Source organism: Nitrospirillum amazonense (assembly GCF_007828035.1).
Taxonomy (GTDB): domain Bacteria; phylum Pseudomonadota; class Alphaproteobacteria; order Azospirillales; family Azospirillaceae; genus Nitrospirillum; species Nitrospirillum amazonense.
The window spans coordinates 130420-154721 of record NZ_VITV01000011.1 but is presented as its reverse complement, the minus strand read 5'-3'; the positions used below and the strand labels follow the sequence as shown (position 1 = coordinate 154721).

Annotated in this window: 15 protein-coding genes, 1 pseudogene and 1 riboswitch; of the genes and pseudogenes, 8 read left to right on the top strand and 8 right to left on the bottom strand. The window is 66.0% G+C overall.

Annotated elements, in window-relative coordinates:
- A pseudogene (locus tag FBZ87_RS24435) lies at positions 1 to 5706 on the top strand (hypothetical protein); the annotation flags it as partial.
- Positions 5707 to 5767: 61 nt separating this feature from the next.
- Here FBZ87_RS24435 and FBZ87_RS24430 read toward each other — a convergent pair.
- The 3 genes from FBZ87_RS24430 to FBZ87_RS24420 form a co-directional block, all read right to left on the bottom strand.
- A complete protein-coding gene (locus FBZ87_RS24430) occupies positions 5768 to 7456 on the bottom strand; it encodes a methyl-accepting chemotaxis protein (RefSeq protein WP_145613197.1) in 1689 nt (562 codons plus the stop codon).
- Between the two features lie 30 nt (positions 7457 to 7486).
- Positions 7487 to 8389, bottom strand: a complete 903-nt coding sequence (locus FBZ87_RS24425) for a sulfotransferase family protein (protein WP_246134574.1) — start codon at positions 8387 to 8389, stop codon at positions 7487 to 7489.
- A gap of 580 nt (positions 8390 to 8969) precedes the next feature.
- Entirely contained in the window at positions 8970 to 11099 is a 2130-nt protein-coding gene (locus FBZ87_RS24420) for a multicopper oxidase family protein (RefSeq protein ID WP_145613196.1), read from the bottom strand.
- A gap of 218 nt (positions 11100 to 11317) precedes the next feature.
- On the opposite strand from FBZ87_RS24420, the gene FBZ87_RS24415 reads away from it, so the two are divergent.
- The gene (locus FBZ87_RS24415; RefSeq protein ID WP_145613195.1) at positions 11318 to 12328 is read left to right on the top strand and encodes an adenosine deaminase; all 1011 of its coding nucleotides are present in this window, start codon (positions 11318 to 11320) and stop codon (positions 12326 to 12328) included.
- Here the strand turns inward: FBZ87_RS24415 and FBZ87_RS24410 are convergent.
- Both FBZ87_RS24410 and FBZ87_RS29345 read right to left on the bottom strand, forming a co-directional pair.
- Entirely contained in the window at positions 12325 to 12900 is a 576-nt protein-coding gene (locus FBZ87_RS24410) for a manganese efflux pump MntP (protein ID WP_145613194.1), read from the bottom strand. The two genes, FBZ87_RS24415 and FBZ87_RS24410, sit on opposite strands and share 4 nt — an antisense overlap.
- A gap of 77 nt (positions 12901 to 12977) precedes the next feature.
- Positions 12978 to 13146: riboswitch (yybP-ykoY riboswitch) on the bottom strand.
- A 60-nt stretch (positions 13147 to 13206) separates the two neighbouring features.
- On the bottom strand, positions 13207 to 13368 hold the full coding sequence (locus FBZ87_RS29345) for a hypothetical protein (RefSeq protein WP_186454957.1): 162 nt from the start codon (positions 13366 to 13368) through the stop codon (positions 13207 to 13209).
- A gap of 262 nt (positions 13369 to 13630) precedes the next feature.
- On the opposite strand from FBZ87_RS29345, the gene FBZ87_RS24405 reads away from it, so the two are divergent.
- Entirely contained in the window at positions 13631 to 16027 is a 2397-nt protein-coding gene (locus tag FBZ87_RS24405; RefSeq protein WP_246134573.1) for a beta propeller repeat protein, read from the top strand.
- 130 nt (positions 16028 to 16157) lie between these two features.
- Positions 16158 to 19175: a DUF748 domain-containing protein gene (locus FBZ87_RS24400; RefSeq protein ID WP_145613193.1), complete on the top strand. Its 3018-nt coding sequence runs from the start codon at positions 16158 to 16160 to the stop codon at positions 19173 to 19175.
- A gap of 12 nt (positions 19176 to 19187) precedes the next feature.
- On the opposite strand, the gene FBZ87_RS24395 is transcribed toward FBZ87_RS24400, so the two are convergent.
- Positions 19188 to 19865, bottom strand: coding sequence for a Fe2+-dependent dioxygenase (locus tag FBZ87_RS24395; protein WP_145613192.1), 678 nt, complete (start codon positions 19863 to 19865; stop codon positions 19188 to 19190).
- Between the two features lie 162 nt (positions 19866 to 20027).
- Between FBZ87_RS24395 and FBZ87_RS24390 the strand changes: the two genes are divergently transcribed.
- Positions 20028 to 20273, top strand: coding sequence for a type II toxin-antitoxin system Phd/YefM family antitoxin (locus FBZ87_RS24390; protein WP_145613191.1), 246 nt, complete (start codon positions 20028 to 20030; stop codon positions 20271 to 20273).
- Entirely contained in the window at positions 20273 to 20674 is a 402-nt protein-coding gene (locus FBZ87_RS24385) for a type II toxin-antitoxin system VapC family toxin (RefSeq protein WP_145613190.1), read from the top strand. The genes FBZ87_RS24390 and FBZ87_RS24385 overlap by 1 nt, the downstream gene beginning before the upstream one ends.
- A gap of 130 nt (positions 20675 to 20804) precedes the next feature.
- Here FBZ87_RS24385 and FBZ87_RS24380 read toward each other — a convergent pair whose 3' ends face one another.
- Positions 20805 to 22169, bottom strand: coding sequence for a sensor histidine kinase (locus FBZ87_RS24380; RefSeq protein ID WP_186454956.1), 1365 nt, complete (start codon positions 22167 to 22169; stop codon positions 20805 to 20807).
- Between the two features lie 186 nt (positions 22170 to 22355).
- Positions 22356 to 23042, bottom strand: coding sequence for a response regulator transcription factor (locus FBZ87_RS24375; protein ID WP_422394478.1), 687 nt, complete (start codon positions 23040 to 23042; stop codon positions 22356 to 22358).
- Positions 23043 to 23644: 602 nt separating this feature from the next.
- Here FBZ87_RS24375 and FBZ87_RS24370 point away from each other — a divergent pair.
- Positions 23645 to 24049 carry a hypothetical protein gene (locus FBZ87_RS24370; protein WP_145613187.1) on the top strand — a complete coding sequence of 135 codons (405 nt, stop codon included), beginning with the start codon at positions 23645 to 23647 and terminating at the stop codon, positions 24047 to 24049.
- A gap of 3 nt (positions 24050 to 24052) precedes the next feature.
- Positions 24053 to 24301, top strand: a complete 249-nt coding sequence (locus FBZ87_RS24365) for a hypothetical protein (RefSeq protein ID WP_040849120.1) — start codon at positions 24053 to 24055, stop codon at positions 24299 to 24301.
- The last annotated feature ends 1 nt before the right edge of the window (position 24302 follow it).

Here is a 24302-nt window from a genome sequence, read left to right as displayed (position 1 = left end):
GATGGCACTTATGTCGTCGTCCTCGCCAGCACCGGCGGCATCAACGACAACACCACCCAGCACAATGTCCTGTTACGCCACTATGCGGCGGATGGCACAGCCATGGGCGGCCCCCTTCAGGTCAACACCTACACCACAGGGGACCAGAGCTTGCCCAAGGTCGTAGCCCTGCCAGATGGCGGTTACCTGGTCACGTGGGCGTCGAATACTGAGGACGGCAGCGGCTACGGCATCTATGCTCAGCGCTATGGAGCGAACGGCGCCGCGGTGGGCGGTGAGTTCCGCCTGAACGACACCACCACCGGCGACCAGAACCAACCGGCTTTGGCCGTCCAGGCCGATGGCGCCATCATCGCGAGCTGGGCCAGCCAGACGGCCAACGGCTTCGACATCGTCACCAAGACCTACCCCACCACGGGGCCGGCGGTGCCCTATTACATTCCCGTCCTGGGCACCAGCGGGGATGACGTGCTGACCGCCACGGACGACAAGAGCCGCCTGGCGGGCTATGCCGGCAACGACACGCTGACCGGCGGGGCCGCCGATGACATCCTGTCGGGCGGCGCCGGCAACGACGTCCTGTTCGGCAAGGGCGGCAACGACACCATGACCGGCGGGATCGGCAACGACCAGTTGGATGGCGGGACCGGTGTTGATTACATGGTCGGCGGCGCCGGCAACGACGTCTATTTCGTGGACAGCGGCGCCGACGTGGTGGTGGAGAACGCGAACGAGGGCACGGACGAGGTGCGGGCCACGGCGGCCAGCTACACCCTCAGCGCCAATATTGAGAACCTGACCTATATCGGGACCGGCGCTTTCGCCGGTGTTGGCAATACGCTGAACAATGTCATGACCGGCGGGGCCGGCAATGACTCGCTGAGCGCCGGGGCTGGCAACGACACGCTGGACGGCGGCGGTGGCGCCGACACCCTGGTGGGCGGTACCGGCAACGACCTCTATTTCGTGGACAGCAGCGCCGATGTGGTGGTGGAGAACGCGAACGAGGGCACGGACGAGGTGCGGGCCACGGCGGCCAGCTACACCCTCAGCGCCAATATCGAGACCCTGACCTATATCGGCACGGGCACTTTCACCGGCACGGGCAACGCCCTGGGCAATACCATCACCGGTGGCGCCGGCAATGACGTGCTGAGCGGCGGGGATGGCAACGATACCCTGATCGGCGGGGCCGGTGACGACACGCTGATCGGCGGCACCGGCAACGATATCTTCCGTGTCGACAGCGCCAACGACGTGGTGGTGGAGAACGCGGGCGAAGGTACGGACGAGGTCCAGGCCACGGCGGCCAGCTATACGCTTAGCGCCAACATCGAAAAGCTGACCTACACTGGTACCGGCAGCTTCTACGGCACCGGCAACGACTTGGCCAACACCATCACCGGCGGTGCCGGAAATGACACGCTGGATGGTGGCGCTGGGGCCGACACGCTGATCGGCGGTGCGGGCGACGACGTCTATATCGTGGACAATGTCGGCGATGTGATCACGGAGGGGAGTTTCACCGGCATCGACGAGGTGCGCACCACGCTCGCCTCCTACGTGCTGGGCGGCCCCCTGGAAAAGCTGACCTATATTGGGACGGGGGTCTTCACCGGCACCGGCAATGCCGCAGCCAACACCCTCACCGGTGGCGCCGGCAACGACACGCTGGACGGTCTTGCGGGGGCCGACACGCTGATCGGCGGTGCGGGTGACGACGTCTATATGGTGGACAACAGCGCTGACGTGGTGATCGAAAACCCTGGTGAGGGCAATGATGAGGTCAAGTCCTCCTCGGCGCTATACACCCTGGGCGCCAATATCGAAAAACTGACCTACACCGGCACGGCCGGTTTCACTGGCAATGGCAACGATATCGGCAACCTCATCACTGGTGGCGCCGGCAATGACGTGTTGGACGGCAAGGGCGGGGATGACACTCTGGTCGGCGGCGCCGGCAACGACACCTATGTCGTGGATAGCGCCAATGACGTCGTGGTGGAGGCGGCCGGCGCCGGTACGGATCTGGTGAAGGCAACATCGGCCAGCTACACGCTGGGCGCCAATGTCGAGAACCTGACCTATACGGGCGGCGGCAATTTCTATGGTGTCGGCAACGATCTGACCAACAGCCTGACGGGATCCACCGGCAATGACACGCTGGATGGTGGCGCCGGTGCCGACACCATGGGGGCGGGCACGGGTGACGACGTCTATTACGTCGATGATCTGGGTGACGTGGTGAAGGAGAACGCGGGCGGAGGCACGGATGAAATCCGGACCTGGCTGACGGCCTACACCCTAACAGCTGCCAACGTCGAGAACCTGACCTTCATCGGCACCGGCAACTTCTCCGGCACCGGCAGCGGCCTGAACAACCAGCTGACCGGCGGAGCGGGGGACGACACGCTGGATGGTGGCGCGGGGGCCGACACGCTGGTCGGCGGCGCCGGCAATGACACCTACATCGTCGACAATGCCGGCGACCTGGTGGTCGAGGCGGCGGGCGCCGGCGTGGATTTGGTGAAGACGTCTGTGGCGACCTATGCGCTGACTGCCGATGTCGACAACCTGACCTATACCGGCACCCTGGCCTTCACCGGCACGGGCAACGTCCTGGGGAATGTCATCACCAGCGGTGCCGGCAACGACACGCTGAATGGCGGGGCGGGGGCCGACACGCTGGTCGGCGGTGCCGGCAATGATGTCTATTTCGTGGACAACCTCAACGACGTGGTGGTGGAGAACGCGGGCGAGGGGACCGACGAAGTGCGATCCTCGGTGGCCGGCTACGTGCTGAGCGCCAATATCGAGAAGCTGACCTATGTCGGCGCTGACGCCTTCACCGGTACGGGCAACGATGCCGCCAACGTCCTCACCGGCGGGGCGGGCAATGACCTACTGAATGGAGCGGGCGGCAATGACACCCTGAACGGTGGAGCCGGGGACGACACCCTGATCGGTGGCACTGGCGACGATATCTTCCAGGTGGACAGCGCCAATGATGTGGTGGTGGAGAACCCGGGCGAGGGCACCGATGAGGTTCAGGCCACCTCGGCCAGCTACACGCTGAGCGCCAATGTCGAGAAACTGACCTACACGGGCAGTGGCAATTTCTCCGGTGTCGGCAACGCCCTGGCCAACACCATCACCGGCGGCGGGGGTAATGACACGCTGGATGGCGGTGCCGGGGTGGATACCCTGATCGGTGGCCTGGGCAACGACATCTACCTGGTGGATGATGCCAATGATGTGGTGACGGAAACGGGCGCCGGCACGGATGAGGTGTGGGCCACCGCCCCCAGTTACACCTTGAGCGCCAACGTGGAAAACCTGCGCTACGTCGGCACCGGCAATTTCTATGGCACCGGCAACACTCTCAGCAATCTGCTGGTTGGCGGCGGTGGCAACGACACATTGGACGGTGGTGCCGCCGCCGACACCATGATCGGCGGTGCGGGCAACGACGTCTATGTCGTGAGCACCGCCCTCGACGTGGTCATCGAAAATGCGGGCGAGGGCACGGATGAGATCCAGACCAGCCTGGCGAACTACACGCTAACCAGCGCCAATGTGGAGAACGTGACCTACACCGGCGGTGCGGGTACAGCGGGCTTCACCGTCATCGGCAACGAGTTGAACAACGTGCTCAGGGGCAATGCCGCGGTTGCCAATAGCATCTCGGGCGGGGCCGGCGACGACACCATGATCGGTGGCTCGGGCAACGACACCTATTTCGCCGACAGCGCCAACGATGTGGTGGTGGAGGCGGCCGGCGGCGGCACGGATGAGGTGAAGGTCACCGCGTCCAGCTACACGCTGGGTGCCAATGTCGAGAACCTGACCTACACGGGCAGCGGCAATTTCTATGGTGTCGGCAACGATCTGGCCAATAGCCTGATTGGTGCCACCGGCAATGACACGCTGGATGGTGGAGCCGGTGCTGACACCATGGGTGCGGGCACCGGCGATGATGTCTATTACGTCGATGATCTGGGCGACGTGGTGAAGGAGAATTCGGGTGGTGGCACGGATGAAATCCGGACTTGGCTGACGAATTACACCCTGGTTTCCGCCAACGTCGAGAACCTGACCTTCATCGGCACCGGCAACTTCTCCGGCACCGGCAGCATCCTGAACAACCAGCTGACCGGCGGGGTGGGGGATGACACGCTGGACGGCGCCGCCGGCGTCGATACCTTGATCGGCGGCGCGGGGAACGACACCTATGTGGTGGACAACGCTGGCGACGTAGTGCGGGAAGATGCGGGTGCCGGCGTCGACACAGTGCGGACCACGCTGGCGAACTACACGCTGGGCGCCAATCTGGAAAACCTGACCTACACGGGCACGGCGGCCTTCACTGGGACAGGCAATGAGCTAAACAACGTCATCACCGGTGGGGCCGCCAATGACTCCCTGACAGGCGGGGCGGGCGACGATACCCTGAACGGCGGTGCCGGCAACGACACCTTGGTCGGTGGTGTGGGCAACGACACCTATGTGGTGGACAGCGCCACCGACGTGGTGACGGAGGCGGCGGGCGCCGGCACGGACGAGGTCCGCACGACGCTGGCGAGCTACACGCTGGGCAGCAACGTCGAGAACCTGACCTACACGGGCACGGGTGGCTTCAGCGGTACCGGCAATGCTTTGGCCAACGTCATCACCGGCGGTGCCGGTGCCGACGTGCTGGATGGCGGGGCCGGGGCGGACACGCTGATCGGTGGTAGCGGCAACGACACCTACCTGGTGGACGACGCCGGTGACGTGGTGACGGAGGCGGCGGGCGCCGGCACGGACGAGGTCCGCACGACGCTGGCGAGCTATACGCTGGGCAGCAATGTCGAGAACCTGACCTGCACCGGCACGGGTGGCTTCAGCGGTACCGGCAACGCTTTAGGCAACGTGATCACCGGCGGTGCCGGTGCCGACGTGCTGGATGGTGGTGCTGGAGCGGACACGCTGATCGGCGGTGCGGGCAATGACACCTACCTGGTGGATGATGCCGGTGACGTGGTGACGGAGGCTGCCGGCGCCGGCATGGATGAGGTCCGCACGACGCTGGCGAGCTATACGCTGGGCAGCAATGTCGAGAACCTGACCTACACGGGCACGGGTGGCTTCAGCGGTACCGGCAACGCTTTAGGCAACGTGATCACCGGCGGTGCCGGTGCCGACGTGCTGGATGGCGGGGCCGGGGCGGACACGCTGGTCGGCGGTGCGGGCAACGACACCTACCTGGTGGACGACGCCGGTGACGTGGTGACGGAGGCTGCCGGCGCCGGCACGGACGAGGTCCGCACGACGCTGGCGAGCTATACGCTGGGCAGCAACGTCGAGAACCTGACCTACACCGGCACGGGTGGCTTCAGCGGTACCGGCAACGACCTTGATAACGTCATCACGGGCGGCTCGGGCGATGACACCTTCGCTGGCGGGTTGGGGAATGACACCTATGTCTTCGGCCTGAACAGCGGTTCTGACGTCATCACCGATGGGGTGGGCGCCAACGTGCTGGTGTTTTCCTCCGACGTTGATCCGGGCAGCCTTGTCTTCCAGCAGTTGGGCAATGACCTGGTGCTGTCGCTGACGACGGGGAACACGGTGGTGACTTACGCCAATTACTACAGCGACCCCACCGTCATTGGATCCGTCCAGGTGGGCAGCACGGTGTTGGTCCCGCCCTTCTCCCACAGCTGAGGCCTCAAAAGGGCGGCCCCTCCTTGCGGAGATCGCCGCCCTTTCTCCCCCCTTACTGTCTTCAGATCGCGCGCAGGCGGGCGAAGAAGCCGGTGATCTCGGCGTTCAGGGCGTCGGCGTCCTGGCGCAGGGCTTCCGAGGCCGTGTGCAGGGCGTTGGCCGACTGGCTGGTCTGCTCGGCTGCGCCCGCCACGCCGACGATGTTGGTCGACACCTGCTGGGTGCCCATGGCCGCCTGGTTGATGTTGCGGGCGATTTCCGAGGTGGTGGCGCCCTGCTGTTCCATCGCGGACGCAATAGCGGTGGCGATCGTCCGCATGTCACCCACCACCGTGGCGATGCTGCCGATGGCCTCCACCGCTCGCGTGGTTTCCTGTTGGATGCCGGTGATGTAGCCCTGGATTTCGTCCGTGGCCTTGGTCGTCTGGCTGGCCAGGGTCTTCACTTCGCTGGCCACCACGGCGAAGCCCTTGCCCGCCTCACCGGCCCGCGCCGCCTCGATGGTGGCGTTCAGCGCCAGCAGGTTGGTCTGGCCGGCGATCTCCTGAATGACCTGGATGATGTTGCCGATGCTCTGGGCCGCGTCCGCCAGGCCCTGCATGGTGACGCCGGTCTGTTCGGCCTGGGCCACCGCCCGCTCCGCGATATCGGTGGAGCGCGTGACCTGGCTGTTGACCTCTCCCACGGCGGCGGCCAGTTCCTCGGCCGCGCTGGCGATCATCTGCACATTGCCGGTGGTTTCGGCCGAGGCGTGATTGGCCATCTCCACCATGCCGCGGCTCTGCGTCGCCATGTCGGCCAGGCCCGAGGAATGGTTGCGCACGTCTTCCGAGGCGTGCACCACGTTGCTGAGCACCCGGGCGGTGCGCTGCTGGAAATCGGCCAGCGAGGCCTCCACCGCTTCTTGCCGGCGCCGCTTCTCCTCCTGCTCGGCCAGCTGGGCCTGGGTCAGTTCGGCGTTGCGCAGGCCGTTGCGCTTGAACACTTCCAGCGCGCGGGCCAGGCGGCCGATCTCATGGCGGTCGTTCAGCAGGGGGATGTCGACGGTCAGGTCGCCATCGGCCAGCTGGCCCATGCGCTCCGTCATCAGCTTCAGGGGCTTGGCGATGCTGCGGGCCAGCAGATAAGCCACCAGGCCGCCGGCGACCACGACGACGGCGGTCAGCATCAGCATATCAATCAATATATCATGATAGATCTCATCGATGTCGTCGACGTAGATGCCGGTGCCCAGCGCCCACTGCCATGGCTCGAAGCCCAGGCTGTAGGTCATCTTGGGGAAGTTTTCGGCGGGGCCGCCCTTGTTACCCGGCCGCGGGTAGGTGTAGGTGAAGGACCCGCCGCCCTGCTTGGCGGCCTCGATGCCCAAACGCACGGTCTCGACGCCATCGACCGTCTTGAAGTCCATGCGGTTCTTGCCTTCGAATTCCCGCTTGATGTGGACGACGGTCAGGCCGTCGTACTGGTTGACGTAGACATACTCGCCATTGCCGAAGCGCAGCTTGCGGATGTCGTCCTGCGCGCCCTTCTGCGCCTGGGCCCGAGTCAGCTCGCCCGACTGTTCGCGGTCGTACCAGTTCTGCGCCACCCCACGGGTGACCATCAGGATCTGCTTCAGCTCTTCCTTGCGGTCCTCGGTCAGGGTGTGGCGCAGGGTGGTCAGGGCGAAGCTGACGGCCAGCCCCAGGGCCAGCACCAGCATGGGCATGAACAGCGCCAGCCGGTGGGAAATCTTCAATTTGTTCAGCATGATCGGATCTTTCGCGCAGGGCGTAGGGGGTCAGGCGACAGCGGCGGCGGAGGGGGCGTCACCCTCACGGAGCAGGCCGCGGGGCAGATCGAGGTCGCGGGCGCAGGCGGCCGCGCTGCGGGCGTAGACCTCATCCACACCATGTCGGCGCAGCAGATCCAGGTCCGCGTCCGTGACGGCCCCCCGGTCCCGGTCCTGATAGGCGTAGCTGCCGATGCCACCCGTCTGCTGGTGCAGGCCCGGGGCGGCATAGGCCTCCGGCTCCACCGGGAACAGGATGCGCGACTGGCTGTCGTCCAGGCTGTCCATCCGCTGCCAACTGGTCACCGTTTCGGGGGTGAAGTAATCGGACAGGCCCAGCCGGTGGAACAGGGCCGCGGCCGCCAGCACCGGCTGCCGTGCCGCCTCATGAACGTAGTGGGTCACGGGCACGCCCTGCCGGCGGGCATAGTTCTCGACCCGCACGGCGTTCAGCGTGGCGACAACGAAATTCTCCAGCAGCTGGTCGCGGTTGACCCGGTGGGACCATTTGCGCAGCCACGACGCCAGGGCGTGCACCGGCTGGCGGTCCAGCATCACCAGGTGCAGGCGGCTGGCAGGGTAACCCGCCTCGATCAGCATCTGCAGTGGGATGTACAGGCACTCCGCCGTCAGATAGGGGCCGGCCACGTCCTTGCAGAAGATGTGGGGCGCCTGGTCGGCCAGGGGAACGGCCCAGGGGCCGGGGCGATCAGCGGCCAGCACATGGCGCATGACCGCCTTGGTCGGCTGGTAGTAGGAGGGGAGGCCGGCCACGCCGAACAGGTTGGCCATGGCTGTTGAGCCGACACGGGCCCGTCCCCAGGCACAGGTCAGGTGGGGAAAATCCTGTTCCGTCCGCCCGCCGAAGCCGGCAGCCAAGTAGGAGGCAACCTGGTTGGTTAAGCCATCCAAATGGAATTCCCGAACCTGATACCGCGCATCGGAGGCCAGGCAGACCTTTCCCAGGGAAGCGTCGTCCGTTTCCACCAGTTCTGCGAGCGTGTATAAATCTATGATTTGCTTATAGAAAGCGACCATTTCTTTCCCCGCCAAGGATAGTCGGCCGACGGCCCGGATGCGGCATCCCTCCGCCTCAAGTCACGGCTCTAACCCAAAGAATAGGAAGGGAGTTATTAAGGCAATATTAAGAGAGGCAGCTGCGTAAAAATCTACTACCAACGAATTAGAAAATGAATACAAACGTATTTACGCAGTGTTTATATTGCATTTGTATTTATTGTTCCAGGGCGCTTTCCCGCCCGCTTAGACACTTGAATTTATATAAACATTCACTGGATCGCCACGAAGGTTAACCACAACGTGTAAGGCTGACGGGTCCCCACCAACCCCTGGGCGCAAACGTCCTGCTCCAGGGGAACTGTCCGGGCTTGGTCTGAGAGGGCCATTCGCCGCGTGGTGCCATGCGCGCTCCGACAAAAAACGGCCCAGCCGATGAGGGCTGGGCCGCTGTCAGAAGGGACGGGAGAGAGAATCAGTGATGGGCTTTGGCCAGGCCGCCGTTGCCGTCACCCACGCCGATCTCCACGTTCTGCATCATGCCCTGGTCCTCATGGTCCAGGATGTGGCAATGCAGGACGTATTCGCCGATGTACCGCTCATACCGTGTGCGGACGATCAGGCGGTAATAGCCCTTGGTCTTGTCCGTCAGTGTGGCGCCGAACGGGATCTTGGTCTTGACCCACAGCGTGTCCTTCCAGGCGCCGCGCAGGCCGGCGTACTGGGTATCGCCATCCTTCTCGACATAGCCCGGGGCGCTGACGTCGTTGTTGTCGGGGTCCAGGATGGCCACGATCTGGAACGGGTTCACGTGGATGTGGAAGGGGTGGTTGACGCCATAGGACCGCAGTTCCCAGGTCTGGGCCTGCCCCAGGATCAGCGAGCGGTCCACGACCTTCGGGTCGTAGGAATGGGTCTGGGGCCTGCCGTCGGCGCCCAGCTGGAAGGTGTTGCCCACGGTGAAGATGGCGGGTCCGTTCGGATTGTTGAGATCCTTCGGCCCCAGATAGAACAGCATTTCCTGCGTCGGGTTGCCCGCCACCTCGCCTTCCTGAATGGTGGGGTGGGGGACGAAGCGGGTCAGCAGGATGTTGGGCTTGCCCTTGGCGTCCTTGGTCGTCAGGTCGGCGACGATCTGGTTGCGGACGTCCGCCGGCATGTTCTTCTGGGCCGAGGCTACCAGGGTGTTCACTAGTGTCTGGATGGGATCGGCGGTGCGGGTGCCGCCCCGCACGGTGACCACGCCCAGCAGGCTGCGCAGCGTGCCGGATCGGCTGACGGTGACGTCCGCGGCCATCGGGCTCTGGGTCACGCAGTAGTTGCCGGGCTCGGGGAAAACCACCATCAGGTCATAGCGATAGCCGGGCTGCAGGGTGGTGTTGGTGTTGGTCAGGGTGTTGCCCATGGTCAGGCCATCGGCCGCCACCACCTGGTAAGGCACGGCGGGGCCGGTGCACACCGTGTCGACGAACTTGTCCGCGCCGTTCTTGCTGGGGCGGGCGGTGGCGGTCGTGGTGTCCGCCATCTTGTGGAATTCCACGTTGATGGTCTCACGCACGCCGGCGTGGATCAGGCGCCAGCGTTCCGCCGTGCCCGCCTGGGCGTCGGTGAAGGTGGGCATGATGACGCCGTTGATGCTGGTCCAGCGCCCCGACTGCGCCCAACTGCCGGGGCTGAACTCGTCACTGGTCGGGGGGACGGTTCCCGGGGGGTTTTGCACGGCGCCGTATGTTTCGATGATCCCCGTCTGGTTGGCCTTGCAGTCCCAGGTCGGCGTCTTGTTGTCGTCCAGGCAGTAGTACTGGATCTGCTGGAACACCAGGGTGCGTTCCTTGAGGGGCTTGCCGTCGGCGCCGATCAGCAGGGTATCCAGGTCGCCGTTGACCTGGGGCGTGGGCTTGCGGTCACCACGGATGATCAGCGCGCCGGCCATGCCGCTGCCCACCTGCAGGGCCGTCGAGCCGTGGCGGTGCGGATGGTACCAGAAGGTGCCGGCCGGATGGTCGGCCGGGATGTTGTACTCATACTGGAAGCTGACGCCGGGATTCAGCGAGATCAGAACGTTGTCGCTGTTGCCCGCGGGGCTGACCCACAGGCCGTGCGAATGCAGATTGGTGCCGTTGAAGCAGTGCGGCGTGTCCGGCGTGATGCTGTGGTCGTTGCAGCTGGGATCGGCCGGCAGGTCGTTGTGCAGGGTGACGCGCACGGTGTCACCAGGCGTCACGTCGATCTCCGGCGCCACATAGGGCGTGCCGGGCGACACGCCGGTGCCGACATAGCTGCGCAGGTGCACGCGCTGGTACCGCTGCTCCCCTGGGTCGTACAGGGCGGCGTCGGTGTACTGGATGTGCAGGTCGAAGGCCCGCTCCTTGCCGGCGTGAGCCGCCGGGGCGGTGGCCAGGCTGATGGCCGACGGCGCCTTGGGCAGGCCGGGAACGTTGGCTGAGCCCGTGGCCGGCGCCGTCTGGGGCAGGCTGGGGGGATTGGCGAAGGTGCTCTGCGCCGCGGCCGGCGGGGCGGCCCCCAGCAGCATCAGGCCCAGGCCGGCGACGCCGGCCCCCAGGCTTACCTTCAGTGACGCCCCGCGCGTCTGATATCCTCGCATGCTCCACCCCCTCTTCGCGGCCCGCGCCGCCTCTGGTTGAGTTATTGGGGTGCAATCTAGCAGATAAGGGCCACCAATCCACCCGTTTAACGGGTATGTGAGATTGATATACCCTCCGCGGATGTAATCGGCCTTTTAACGGCGGCACGGGAAGGTCTGTCATCGGCGGTATCGCTGGGGCTACACTGGCCATTCTTGCGATGATGAAAGGCAGCCCAATGACCGACCCTCTCTCCGATTTCGTCCGCGGCCTGCCCAAGGCGGAGCTGCACCTGCACATCGAAGGCAGCCTGGAACCGGAGCAGATGTTCGACTTCGCCCGCCGCAACCGGGTTAATCTGCCCTTCCGCACGGTGGAGGAGGTGCGGGCGGCCTACGCCTTCACCAACCTTCAGGACTTCCTGGACATCTATTACCAAGGGGCCCAGGTCCTGCGTACGGAAGAAGACTTCCACGACTTGGCGATGGCTTATTTCCAGCGGCTGGCAGCCGATGGTGGCGTGCATGCCGAGATCTTCTTCGATCCCCAGACCCATACCGACCGGGGCATCCCCTTCCAGGTGGTGGCCGACGGCCTGCTGGCCGGCATGGCGGCGGCGGAGCGGGAGTTGGGCGTCACCTCCCGCCTCATCCTCTGCTACCTGCGCCATCTGGATGAGGAGTCGGCCTTCGCCACGCTGAGGACGGCGGAGCCCTATCTGGACCGCATCACGGGCGTTGGCCTGGATTCATCCGAGGTCGGCAACCCCCCGTCGAAATTCGCCCGGGTGTTCCAGGCGTCACGGGAGCGGGGGCTGAAGCTGGTGGCCCACGCGGGGGAGGAGGGGCCACCCGACTATGTCTGGCAGGCGCTGGACATTCTCGGCGTGGATCGCCTGGACCATGGCAACCGCGCGCTGGAGGATGCGGCCCTCACCCGGCGGCTGGTGGACCAGGGCACGACGCTGACGGTGTGCCCGCTGTCCAACCTCAAGCTCTGCGTCGTGCCCAGCCTGGAGACGCATCCCCTGCGGCGTATGCTGGACCTGGGGCTGAGGGCCACGGTCAACGCCGACGACCCGGCCTATTTCGGCGGCTATCTGCTGGACAATTACGTACGGGTGGCGGCGGCTTTGGGCCTGGACCGGGCGCAGCTGGCGCGGCTGGCCCGCAACAGCATCACCGGGTCTTTCCTGGGTGCCGCGGCCCAGGCGCCGCATCTGGCCAGGCTGGACGCTATAGTGCTTTAACCGCCAAAGCCTCCCAGGGTGTGGTCGTACAGCACCTTGGCGCCGATGCCGATCAGGCCCAGGCCGCCCAGCACCTCGGCCCAGCGGCCCAGCACGGGGCCGGCGGCCCGGCCCAACATCACCCCGCCGAAGGCCATGGTGAATGTCACCAGGCCGATCAGGGCAATGGTGGTGGGCACGTCGACATTCATATAGCCCAGGGTAATGCCGACGGCGGTGGCGTCGATGCTGGTGGCGATGGCGGTCATGGCCAGCGCCAGGGGCGAATGCCGGTCGGCCTTGGGCTTGTCCTCATCGTCGTTCTTCCACGCCAGCCAAGCCATGCGGCCGCCCACGACCAGCAGCAGGCCGAAGGCGATCCAGTGGTCGTAGGCCTCTATGTAATGGGCGAAGGACAGGCCCAGGCCCCAACCCAGAATGGGGGCCGCCAGCTCGAACAGGCCGAAATAGGCGCCCACCCGGGCCGCCTCCCGCACGCCGGGGCGGTTGAGGCTGGCGCCCTTGCCCAGTGAGGCGGCGAAGGCGTCCATGGACAGGCTGAACGCCAGGGCGAAGGACGTGGTGATGGGCATGATACAGACCTCGGGGACGGCAATGCGACAGGCCAGGCGGACGACAGCAGCAGTCGGCGTCCGGCCCGGCCAGGGCGGACGCGACATGCCACTGGTCTCGCCAACGATCCGCGCAGGGCGGATCGGTCGCACGCGCCATGGGCCGCACCGGTGAGGCACCGAATGGTGATGCACCGATGGGGCCCAAGTCTGTTGACGCGGCGCCCGCTCAAAATCGGCGGGCGGCTACTCCCCAATGATGGGCGGTGATTAGCGGCTGACGAGGCGGTCTGTCAAGGCTCCTTTCGCACTGCACAATACCCGTGGTCATGGATCCCGTGACGGGGGAACCGACGGCGTATCGCTGGCGGGAAAGCTTTCCTCCAGCGCCTCGTCCAGTAACTCGTCGACATGGCGGTCGTTGACCTTGGCGGGGCCGTTGGTACCGGTTTGGCCGGGGGTGGGGGACGGCGGCGTATGGGTGGGCATGGGCTTCCTTTCACATGATATCCTGCCGGGGACGCCAGGATGATGAGGGGGGGTGCCCGCGACCGTCCCGTGCCAATGCCGTGACAGACTGTGAAGATTTGATGGCGTTGGCGGCCCGTGGCGATGCCGCGCGACGAATGTCCGCTGCGCTGGCTCCCCGCCGGCTGCGACATTCCAGATTGGTTGGCGCCCTTGATGTTACCGGTAACTTGAGCAACAGTAGCCCCGAAAACGATTACAAAATGGGGTTGGGAACGCTGTCATGACAGGAAACTCGCATTCCACGCGGGCGCGACGCCTGCTGCTCGCCTCCGTCGCGGCTCTCGCGTTGGCCGGCTGTCAGACTGATGGCAGTCAGAAGGCACCGTCCGTCGTCGCCGCGCCATCGGCGCCGCAGGGGGCCGTGCTGACCGGCCAGGCGCCCTATCACTGGAAGAACGTCCAGATCGTGGGCGGTGGCTTCGTCGACGGCATCATCTTCCATCCCACCGTGCCCGGCTTGCGCTATGCCCGCACCGATATGGGTGGCGCCTACCGCTGGGACGAGGGGGCCAAGCGCTGGATCCCCCTGCTGGACTGGGTCTCCTACGCCGATACCAACCTGATGGGCGTGGAAAGCATCGCGCTGGACCCGCACAACCCCGATCGTGTCTACATGGCGCTGGGCACCTACACCGCCCCGCAGGCGCCCGCCGGCGCCATCGTGCGCTCCGACGACCGGGGGCGGACCTTCCGCCGCGTCGACGTGCCCATCAAGTTCGGCGGCAATGAGAACGGCCGTGGCAATGGCGAACGCCTGGCGGTCGATCCCAACGATCCGGACACCCTCTACCTCGGCACCCGCCATGACGGCCTGTGGGTCAGCCACGACGGCGCGGCCACCTGGAACCGCGTCGCCAGCTTTCCCGACGTGACGGAGGATCTGTCGAAGGAGATCGCGGCCGGCGTGTCGCCCTGGGCGCGCGGCGGGGCGGGCCTGGTGTTCGTGATCTTCGACCCCAAAAGCGCCACCAAGAACGGCAAGGGCAGCCGCACCATCTACGTCGGCGCCTCCCTCAAGGGGCGGGACAACCTGTTCCGCAGCACTGATGGCGGCCGGACCTGGGCGCCCGTGCCGGGCCAGCCCACCGCCAACCGGCCGACGCGCGCCGCGCTGGCGGCCGACGGCACGCTCTACGTCTCTTACGGCAGCAGCCCCGGTCCCACCCGTATGACCGACGGCGCCGTGTGGAAGCTGAACACCCGGCGGGGCAAGTGGACCGACATCACGCCGGAGAAGCCGGACGCCGCCAAGGGGGCAGCCTTCGGCTATGCCGCCGTGGCGGTGGACGCGCACAATCCCAAGGTGGTCATCGCCAGTTCCTTCGACCGGCACCGCCAGCCGGGGTCTTACCCTGGCCTGGGGGAGGACATTTTCCGCAGCCTGGATGGCGGCAAGACCTGGCACGGCGTGTTCGGCGGCCCCAAGGGCGATGGCAAGAACGGTGGCGTCTACGACTACAGTCTGGCGCCCTATGTGAGGCCCACGCCCATCCATTGGCTGTTCGATATCGAGATCGATCCCGCCAACCCTGACCACGCCATGTTCACCACGGGCTACGGCGGGTGGGAGACGTTTGATCTCACCGCCGTGGACAAGGGCCAGCCCAGCCACTGGCAGGTGATGAGCACCGGCATCGAGGAAACGGTGGGCATGGCCTTCAACAGCCCCGTCCAGGGCGCCCCGCTGATTTCCGCCATCGGCGACTATGGCGGCTTCGTGCATTGGGACCTGGACAAGCCGGCGCCGGAGGGCGCTGCCTCCTCGCCCCGGTTCGGCAACACCGACAGCGTGGTGTCGGCACCGCTGAACCCCGGCGTGGTGGTGCGTGTAGGCATCCATGACGAACGCTATCCGGCGCCCAACATCGGCTATTCCCTGGATGGCGGCCGCAGCTGGAAGCCGGCGGTGATGCCGGTGCCGGAGGCCAAGCGTGGCAAGGTCGCCGTCTCCGCCGACGGCGCCACCTGGGTGTGGACGCCGCAGGGGGCGAAGGAGGGGCTGGTGTCCGGGGCTTTCGTCACCACCGACCACGGCACCACCTGGACCTCCGCCCAGGGGCTGCCGGACGGCGTGCGGGTGATCGGCGACGCCGTTGATCCCGACACCTTCTACGCCCTGTCCCTGTTCGACGGGAAACTGTACGTCAGCACCGACCGCGCCGCCCATTTCCAGGCGCGGCCCTTCACCCTGCCGAACGGCCTGCCCACGCCGGCGGCGGTGCGCAACGGCCGGGGCGATCCGCGTGGCGGCCAGGATGCCCTGTACGCCACGCCGGGCCGCAGGGGCGACCTGTGGATCGCCGCTTTCGATGGGCTCTACCACGGCACGGCCGATGGTGGGGCCTACACCCGCCTGCCCGGTGTGGAGGAGTTGCACGCCTTCGGCTTCGGCAAGGCTGCCCCCGGGGCCGACATCGCCGCCCTTTACCTGGTGGGCACCATCGACCATCAGCGGGGCATCTTCCGCTCCGACGATGCCGGGCGGCATTGGGTGCGGGTGAACGATGACCAGCACCAGTGGGGCCTGATCCTGCAGGTATCGGGCGACCCCAAGCGGTATGGCCGCGTCTATGTCGGGACCCATGGCCGGGGTATCGTCTATGGCGATCCCCAATAAGGCACGGCTTGGGAAACATAAGCTGACCCAAAGGGTTAGTGTCGTCCGGGTAGATCCGGGCGACACCAAGCCCGTATCCCTTGCAGCTTTGCCATTATAGGATGGGGTCCACGCCGCAGGACCCCATCCCATGCCGATCCCGCCACCCACGCCGTCCTCGTTCCGCCACCGTCTCGGCGCTTGCATCCGCCGGCAGCGCCTGGGCGAGCCCCGCCTGTGGTGGAGCGTGCGGCGCAAGCGCTTCTGGGCCGTCCTCATTCTGGCGCTGTACACGCTGGTGGGCTTTTTCGTCGCCCCGCCCGTGCTGCGGCGGGAAATCGTGGACGTGACGCAGAAAGCCTTCCAACGCCCTGCCACCCTGGACGAGGTGCGCATCAACCCTTACGCCCTCAGTGTGGAGTTGCGCGGCTTCCGCCTGACGGAGGCCGATGGCGCCCCTCTGCTGGGTTTCGACCGGCTGTATGTCCGCCTGGCGCTGGGCGGACTGCTGCGCTGGGCCTGGGGCGTCAACGACATCCAGCTGGATGGCCTGAAAGCCACCCTGGTGCGCTATGGCGAGACCGACACCAACATCGGGCGCCTGATCCAGGCCGCCGCCTCCGGCGATGACCAGGCCAAGGCCGAAGCGCCCAGCCTGGGCCTGCCGCGCCTGCTGATCCATCGCGTGACCATCACCAACGCGGCCGCCGACGTGACCGACCAAGTCCCGGGCACGCCGTTCAAGACCAAGGTCGGCCCCGTCAGCATGGAGTTCAACGACCTCAGCACCCTGCCGGAACGCCAGGGGCAACAGCACCTGCAGGTAGGGCTGGAGGGCGGCGCCACCCTGGAATGGACGGGCACATCCGGCCTGAACCCCATCGTCTCCGCCGGCCATGTGGCGGCGCGCGGGCCTTACATTCCCCTGGCGGCCCGCTATTTCGGCGACGTTTTCAAGGTCACCGTGCCCACCGGTACCCTCGCGGTCGATCTCGATTATCAGGTCAGCCGTCGCGCCGACGGTGCCTATGCCCTGGCGGTCACCCATGCGGGTGTGGTGTTGCGCGACCTGGCGGTGCATGAGGTCGGGGTGGCGGCGCCTTTCCTGACCTTGCCGGAACTGCGCCTGGCCGGCGGGCGCCTGGCTTGGCCTGAACGCACCGCCGGGGCCGACAGCCTCAGCCTGGACGGCTTGACCGTGGCCCTGCGGCGCCAGGCGGACGGCCGCGTCGGCCCCATGCCCTGGCTGGTGGGGAATGCCGATCCAGCGGCCGTGCCGGCAGCGAAGGGGGCCGACGCGCCGCCATGGACCGCCACACTGGGCAAGGTCCAGGTGCGCAAGGCCAAGGCGGCGGTGGAGGATCAGGCGCTGCATGAGCCGGCGCGGCTGGAGCTGACGCCCATCGACCTCACCCTGGACAATCTCTCCAGCCAGGCGGACGCCGCATTCCCCTTCACCCTGACGGCGGCGCTGTCGGGCGGGGGCCAGGTGACGGCGCACGGCAAGGTCACGGCGCTACCGGCCCTGCGGCTTGAGGCCACGGCCGCCCTGACCGACCTGCCGGTCGCCGCTGCCCAGCCCTATGTGCGCGAAAGCGCTCGGGTGGACATCAACGATGGCCATCTGTCGGCGGAGGGTGACATCACCGTCACACCGCCCGAGGGCAAGACGCCCGGCGGTCTCACCGCGGTCGGCAAGGGCGAGGTGCGGTCGCTGGCGGTGGCGGAGCAGGGCGGCGGCATCCCGGTCGTCTCCTGGGATAGGCTGAGCATCGACCGCTTTGAATACAGCCAGGTGGCTAATGAGCTGCGCGTTTCCCAGGTCACCGTGGCGGCGCCCTATCTGCGCCTGCAGGTGGCGGCCAACCAGACCACCAACTTCAACCATCTGATGGTGCCACGGGCCAAGGCCGCCGCCGGGGCCGCGGCACAAGCTTCAGCCCCGGCCCCGGCGGTCAGCGTGGGCCGGGTGGTGGTCACGGGCGGCAAGGCCGATTACGGCGACGCCTCCCTGCCACTGCCCTTCTCGGCCCACATCACCGACCTGCAGGGGGAGGTGGCGGCGCTCAGTTCCAGCGCCACGGCGTCCTCGCGCCTGGCCTTGCGCGGCCAGGTGGGCGACTTCGGCCAGGTGACCGTCGATGGCCGGCTGGTGCCCTTCGACCCCGGCCGCGATTCCAACGTCAACATGCTGTTCCGCAACGTCGAATTCCCCGACCTGTCGCCTTACACGGTGAAGTTCGCCGGGCGGCGCATCGACCGGGGGCGTCTGGACGTCGACCTGCACTATCTGGTCAAGGGCGGGGCGCTGAACGGCGCCAACCGCGTCGTCATCCGCGACATCAAGCTGGGCGACCGGGTGGATGTGCCCGGCGCGCTGGACCTGCCCTTGGACCTCGCCATCGCCCTGCTGAAGGATGATGAGGGCAAGATCAACGTCGACCTGCCGGTCAGCGGCAACATCAACGACCCGCGTTTCGACATCGGCAGCGTCATCCGTGCCGCCGCCGCCGACCTGCTGACCAATCTGGTCACCGCCCCCTTCCGCGCCCTGGCCGCGCTGTTCGACGGGGCGGACGCGGACAAGCTGGACCATATCGACTTCGCCCCCGGCCGGGCCGACCTTTCCCCGCCGGAGCAGGAGAAGATTGTCCATCTTGCCCAGGCGCTGGGCGCGCGGCCGCAATTGGCCCTGGTGGTGCCCGGCGTCGTGGCGCCGGAGGCGGACAAGGCACAGTTGCAGATGGACGCGCTGGACGCCCGCATGGCTCAGGCCCTGGCCGACCACTACACCCTGGAAGGCCAGCGCCAGTTCCTGGAGGCGCAGTTCGTCGAGCGCCTAGGCGCCGACCAGCTGCCGCCGGTGCGCGATTCCTTCACCCATACGCCCCCAGCGGCCCCCGGCGCCAAGACCCCACCGACCCCCGTGCTGGATGAAACAGGCTATGTCGGCGCCCTGCGCGACCGTGTCGCCAAGACCGAACCGCTAGCGGAACAAGCCTTGAAAGCCTTGGCGCAAGCCCGGGCGACCGCGGTGGCCGGCGCCTTGAAGCAGCGGCTGCCCAACCTGGATCCCAAGCGGGTCAGCCTGCGCGGCGAGGTCCAGGCGAAGGTGGACAGGGAAGGATTGATTCCCCTGAAGCTGGACGCGGCCAGCGCCGGCGACTAGGCCGTTACCGCCTCATAGCTCCGTCCATTCGCGCATCAGGTTGGCGTAGATGCGGGCCAGGGCGTCGAACTGCGCGCTCTTGCCTTCCAGGCTGTGCAGATGGGTGCGGGCCTGGCCCAGGTCATACAGCATGGACCGATGCTCCGGGCGGCGGATCATGCTTTGCAGCCAGCCCACGGCGGCCATGCGGGTGCCCCGCGTCACCTTGGCCACGCGGTGGATGGCGCCGGACGGGTAGGCGACCAGCGACCCCGCTGCCGGCTTGAACGCCTGTTCGTGCCCGCCTTGGTTGACGACCAGTTCCCCGCCGTCATAGGACGCGGGATCGCACAGGAACAGGGTGAAAGAGATGTCCGCCCGCACCGCCCCACGGTCCGGTGTGAAGATCACCGGCATGTCGTTGTGGGCGCCGTACTCCATACCCTCGTCATAGCGGTTGAAGGCCAGTGGCGCCATGAACAGGGGGAACAGGGCGCGGCGGAAATCCTCGTACCGCTCGATGCCGCGCACCACCGTGCGGAAGGCGCCGTCATAGCCCGGCATGCCCGCCTGCAATTGCAGGTTCTTCTTCACCTGCCGGATCTGCTCCCCCGCTGTGGCGGCGCCATCGGCGAACGGCGTGCCGCGCAGGCCCGCCAGCAATTGGCCGATTTCCTGGGGGCTCAGGACATTGGGGAAGATGGTGATCATGGGCCCGCGGCGTCCCTGCGTTCGTCTTCTTGAGGCCGGTCACCTTGCCCGTTGGCTCAGGGACTGGCAACCGGGGAGAGGAATGTGGGGCCTGGATTGACCCGGATCAGAGGGCGGTATATTTTCGACCAAATAAATCGACCAATTGCTAAGGGTAGTCTCATGCGTGAGGTTCAATCATCCGATGCCAAGACGCATCTGCCCCAGCTACTGGATGAGGTGGAACGAGGTGAGACGATCATCATTACCCGTCATGGCCGCCCCGTGGCTCGTATCGTGCCGGAATCCCAGGGTCGTGAGGCGGAGATACGGCGCGCGCAGGCGTTGATTCGGGAATTCCGGCAAACCATGCCCAAGCTGACGCTGGAAGAGATCCTGTCTGCCCGGCACGAAGGGCATAAATACTGATGCCTTTCGTGGTGGATGTTTCGGTAGCCGCCAGTTGGCTTATGCCCGACGAAGGCTGTGACGCCGCGATCATCGCGTTTGAGCGTCTGGTCACCGATCCGGCCGTGGTGCCAAGCCTCTGGTGGTTCGAGATCAGAAACATGTTGCTGGTCAATGAGCGCCGTCGGCGCCTGGATGAAATGCAGACGGCGCGGGCTCTGGCGCTATTGGCTCAGCTTCCGATCCGGGTAGACAACTCACCAGATAGCGCCATCGTCATGCGCTTGGCCCGGCAGCACCGGCTGACGGCATACGACGCTGCCTACCTGGAACTGGCACAGCGATTGGCTGTGCCTTTGGCGACGTTGGACGACGCTCTGGTGCGGGCGGCCCACGCTGATGGCGTGACGTTGGTGGGGTGATGGAAGACGTAAACCTCCATCAGATCGACGACCAGGACGTGATGCGCACTAGAAGATGATTTGGCTGAGCCGCTTGCGCTGTTCCTGGGCTCTCCGTCCGCCGCGCTCGGCATTCTCATCGCAGTCTTGTTCAATCGCCTCCGATCCCCCCCGCCGGCGGCCTGACGATCGACGTCCCTTCCGCCACCAGTTCCACCACGCAGCCCGGGTTGTTGTCGCCGACGCGGGGTGCCATGCCGTGCAGGCGCGCGATGGCGGCCACCAGGCTCAGGCCCAGGCCGGTGCCCTCCAGGTGGCGGGTGCGGTCGGAGCGGTAGAAGCGGGAGAAGACCAGGTCGCGCTCGTGCGCCGCGATGCCGGGGCCGCTGTCGGCCACGCGGATGACGGTGGCGCCGTCACCCTCGCGCGGGCCCAGCGCCAGGGTGACCCGGCCGCCCGGGAGCGTGAACTTCAGGGCGTTGTCCACCAGGTTGCCCACCGCCTCCATCAGCAGGTCACGGTCGGCGAACATCGGCGGCACGGGCGTGATGTCGATGGCGAACGCGATGTCCTTGGTTTCGGCGATGGGCTGGTACAATTCCTCGATCAGCAGGATCACCTCGGCCGGATCCAGGGTGGTGAAGCCGCGCTGGCGCTTGCTGTTCTCCAGCTCGCGGATACGCAGCAGGGCGGTGATGATGGCCAGCGCCTGGTCCAGGCCGCCGATGGCCTTGCCCACCGTCTCCCGCGTCTCCTCCGGCCCCATGTCGCCCTTCAGGGTACGCTCCAGGCGGGCGCGGACGCGGGTCAAGGGGGTGCGCAGGTCGTGCGCGATCTCATCGCCCGTGGCCTTGATCTCGCCCAGCAGGCGCTCCGTCTCATCCAGGATGCCGTTGAACAGCAGGGACAGGCGGTCCAGCTCATCCCGGGGGCTCATGCCGGCGATGGGCAGGCGCTCATGCACCTCCCCGCCCATGATGCGTTCCGCCGCGCGATGCACCTCCTTCAGGCGCTGCTGGGTGCGCCAGGCCAGGAACATGCCGGCGGCCAGCGCCAAGCCCATGGCCGGGATGGCGCCCATGGTCAGGGCGTGCACCACCACCTCGCGCAGGATGACCATGTATTGGCCGTTGCGGCCGATGACCAAGACGTTGCCGCTGGCGGTGCGCCGCGCCGTCAGGCGCACGTCGATGGCGCCCATGGCCGGTAGGTCGATGCGCGCAGCGCGCACCACGTGGACCTTGCCGTCGATGGGAAGGCCGGGCGGTACTCCTTCCAGGTTGCCGGCGATGCGGCTGCCGTTGGGCGCGAACAGGGCGGCATAGCCCACACGGTGGAAGTCGCCTGTCACGTGGGTGTTGATCAGGGCCAGGATGGCGTCCTGGTCTTCGCTGGCCAGGGTGCGTGCGTCCTCGGTGATCAGGGCGTCGATGCGGTTGGTCTCGAACACCGTGGCCCGCCAGTAGATGAAGGCGAACAACAGCAGGGACGACCCGGCGAAGAAGCAGGCGAACACAATGGCCAGCCGGAAACTGGTGGTGCGGGCTATCTCGTACCAACGGTCATGCGAAGGTGTTGCCGGGGCGCGCTGGCTGGCGGGCCGCGTCGTGAGGCGCGTGAGCCAGGCTGCCGGATGGCGGCGCCCGGCACTTGCGGGCGCGCAAGGCGGCATCTCAGCGGTCACAATAGAATACCGCCGATGTCACTGAGGTTCACGAAGAACGAAGCCCACGTTGCGGATGTTGTAGATCATGGGGAAGTCGCCGGGTGCGTCCACCTTGCGCCGCAGCTTGCCGATATGGACATCCACCAAGTTGGTCTGGGGCGAGAAGCGGTAGTTCCACACGTCTTCCAGCAGCATGGCGCGGGTGATGACCTGGGCGGGGTGGCGCATCAGGTACTCCAGCAGCTTGAACTCGCGCGGCAGCAGTTCCACCGGACGGCCGTCGCGGTTGGCCTCGCGACTGATCAGATCCAACTCCAGCGGGCCCACGCGCAAGCGGGTGGTGCGCGGCTCCGCCGGCCGCCGCAGCAAGGCTTCTACCCGGGCGGACAGTTCCGACAGCACGAAGGGCTTGGTCAGGTAATCGTCGCCGCCGGCTTTCAGCCCGCGCACGCGTTCATCCACGTCGTTCAACGCGCTCAGGAACAGCACGGGCACCCGCACGTCCTCGGCCCGCAGCTGGCTGATGATGGACAGGCCGTCCACCTCCGGCAGCATGCGATCCAGGATAAGCAGGTCGTACTTGCCCTCGCACGCCCGCTCCAGGCCCACGCGGCCATTGTCGGCGTGGCTGATCATATACCCGCGGTCGGCCAGGTCGCGGATGATTTCATCGGCGGTTTCCCGATCATCCTCAATCAGCAGGATGTGAGCTTTGGAAGTCACGGGGGACCATCCCTGATCGTCGAATGTGTCGATGTCCATCCGCCGGTTCCGCCGTCAGCCGTTACGCCACTACCCTGGGCGCATGCGCGTCCAAGGCGAAAGCCTGACCATCCGCCAAGGGCGTGCCGGTGGCAACCACCAAACAGGGTGAACGCGGCGATACCGCTGGGGCGGGAAACGGACGACGGCGGTCCTCTGGCGGGGACGTTGCCGCCGGAACTTTCGGCTCGTTTGATTAACGCCGCCAATTAAAAAGGACGAATGATTTCTAAAAAAAATTATAATTTTGGCTATGCGAGCGCTGTGATAACGCATTAGCCCGTGAAAGTCTGGGATGTGACCTAATGTCGCAATATATCATGATATGTAGTTGTAAAAAACCCTGCGCATCTGCCGCAGGATTTTTAAAACTTTCGATATGGTGCGACCAATATGGTTCTTGTCAGCGTGAGTTTACTGAAGACATGTTTGGTAAGTTGGTTGACTCAATTATTGAAAACCTAAAATCAGTTTTAATAAATAAACTAAGCTTTAGTTGTGACGCGAGTCCGTGACGATAACATTCGATCCATCAGTCATTCACTTGACGGTTGGAGTGGAAGATGCAGCGTATACTGAATAATGCCAAAGTGCAGAAGGCCGGTCTGGCCCTGCTGATATGGGCCGGGGTGGCGGCTTGCGCCCATGCCGCGACGGTTCCCGCCACTCAGTTGGACACCGTGAAGCGCGTCTGTCGCGACACCATGGGCCTGACGGCACCCAACACCGACTATGTCGCCTGCGTGGACAGCTTGACCGGATCGCTGGCCGAAGCCGCCACGAACCGGGCGGAGGCTTCCGCCAATCTGGCCGGCCAGTCGGCGTGCAGCCAGAAGGGCCTGACCCCGGATACGCCGGACTACGCCATGTGCGTGCTGAACTATCGCGACAAGGTCCTGGGCAACGCCACCCATGTCGCCGCCTATCACTCCACCCAAAACCCGATCGACATCGCCGGGGGGAACTAAACCATGACCATCGCCATCAGCCGCCGCCTGATCAAGGCCCATTGGGCCGCCATCCTGGCCGCCGTCACCCTCGTCGCCGGCATCGGCGGCAGCTTGGCCGCCTGCGCTGGCCCCTCCTTCGCCACCCAGCGGCTGGCGCAAGAGAACCGCGCCTGTGCTGAGGTCGGCTTTACCCCTGGCACGGGGGAACATTCCCGCTGCGTCGACAATCTCGACGCCGCCATGACCCAGACCCTGGTGCCCATCAACTAAG

Coding starts and splice junctions, on each gene's coding strand:
- FBZ87_RS29345 (WP_186454957.1), bottom strand. CDS start 13,368: ATGCCCACCCATACGCCGCCGTCCCCCACCCCCGGCCAAACCGGTACC.
- FBZ87_RS24370 (WP_145613187.1), top strand. CDS start 23,645: ATGCAGCGTATACTGAATAATGCCAAAGTGCAGAAGGCCGGTCTGGCC.
- FBZ87_RS24395 (WP_145613192.1), bottom strand. CDS start 19,865: ATGATCACCATCTTCCCCAATGTCCTGAGCCCCCAGGAAATCGGCCAA.
- FBZ87_RS24420 (WP_145613196.1), bottom strand. CDS start 11,099: ATGCGAGGATATCAGACGCGCGGGGCGTCACTGAAGGTAAGCCTGGGG.
- FBZ87_RS24430 (WP_145613197.1), bottom strand. CDS start 7,456: ATGCTGAACAAATTGAAGATTTCCCACCGGCTGGCGCTGTTCATGCCC.
- FBZ87_RS24410 (WP_145613194.1), bottom strand. CDS start 12,900: ATGCCCATCACCACGTCCTTCGCCCTGGCGTTCAGCCTGTCCATGGAC.
- FBZ87_RS24415 (WP_145613195.1), top strand. CDS start 11,318: ATGACCGACCCTCTCTCCGATTTCGTCCGCGGCCTGCCCAAGGCGGAG.
- FBZ87_RS24390 (WP_145613191.1), top strand. CDS start 20,028: ATGCGTGAGGTTCAATCATCCGATGCCAAGACGCATCTGCCCCAGCTA.
- FBZ87_RS24400 (WP_145613193.1), top strand. CDS start 16,158: ATGCCGATCCCGCCACCCACGCCGTCCTCGTTCCGCCACCGTCTCGGC.
- FBZ87_RS24405 (WP_246134573.1), top strand. CDS start 13,631: ATGACAGGAAACTCGCATTCCACGCGGGCGCGACGCCTGCTGCTCGCC.
- FBZ87_RS24385 (WP_145613190.1), top strand. CDS start 20,273: ATGCCTTTCGTGGTGGATGTTTCGGTAGCCGCCAGTTGGCTTATGCCC.
- FBZ87_RS24365 (WP_040849120.1), top strand. CDS start 24,053: ATGACCATCGCCATCAGCCGCCGCCTGATCAAGGCCCATTGGGCCGCC.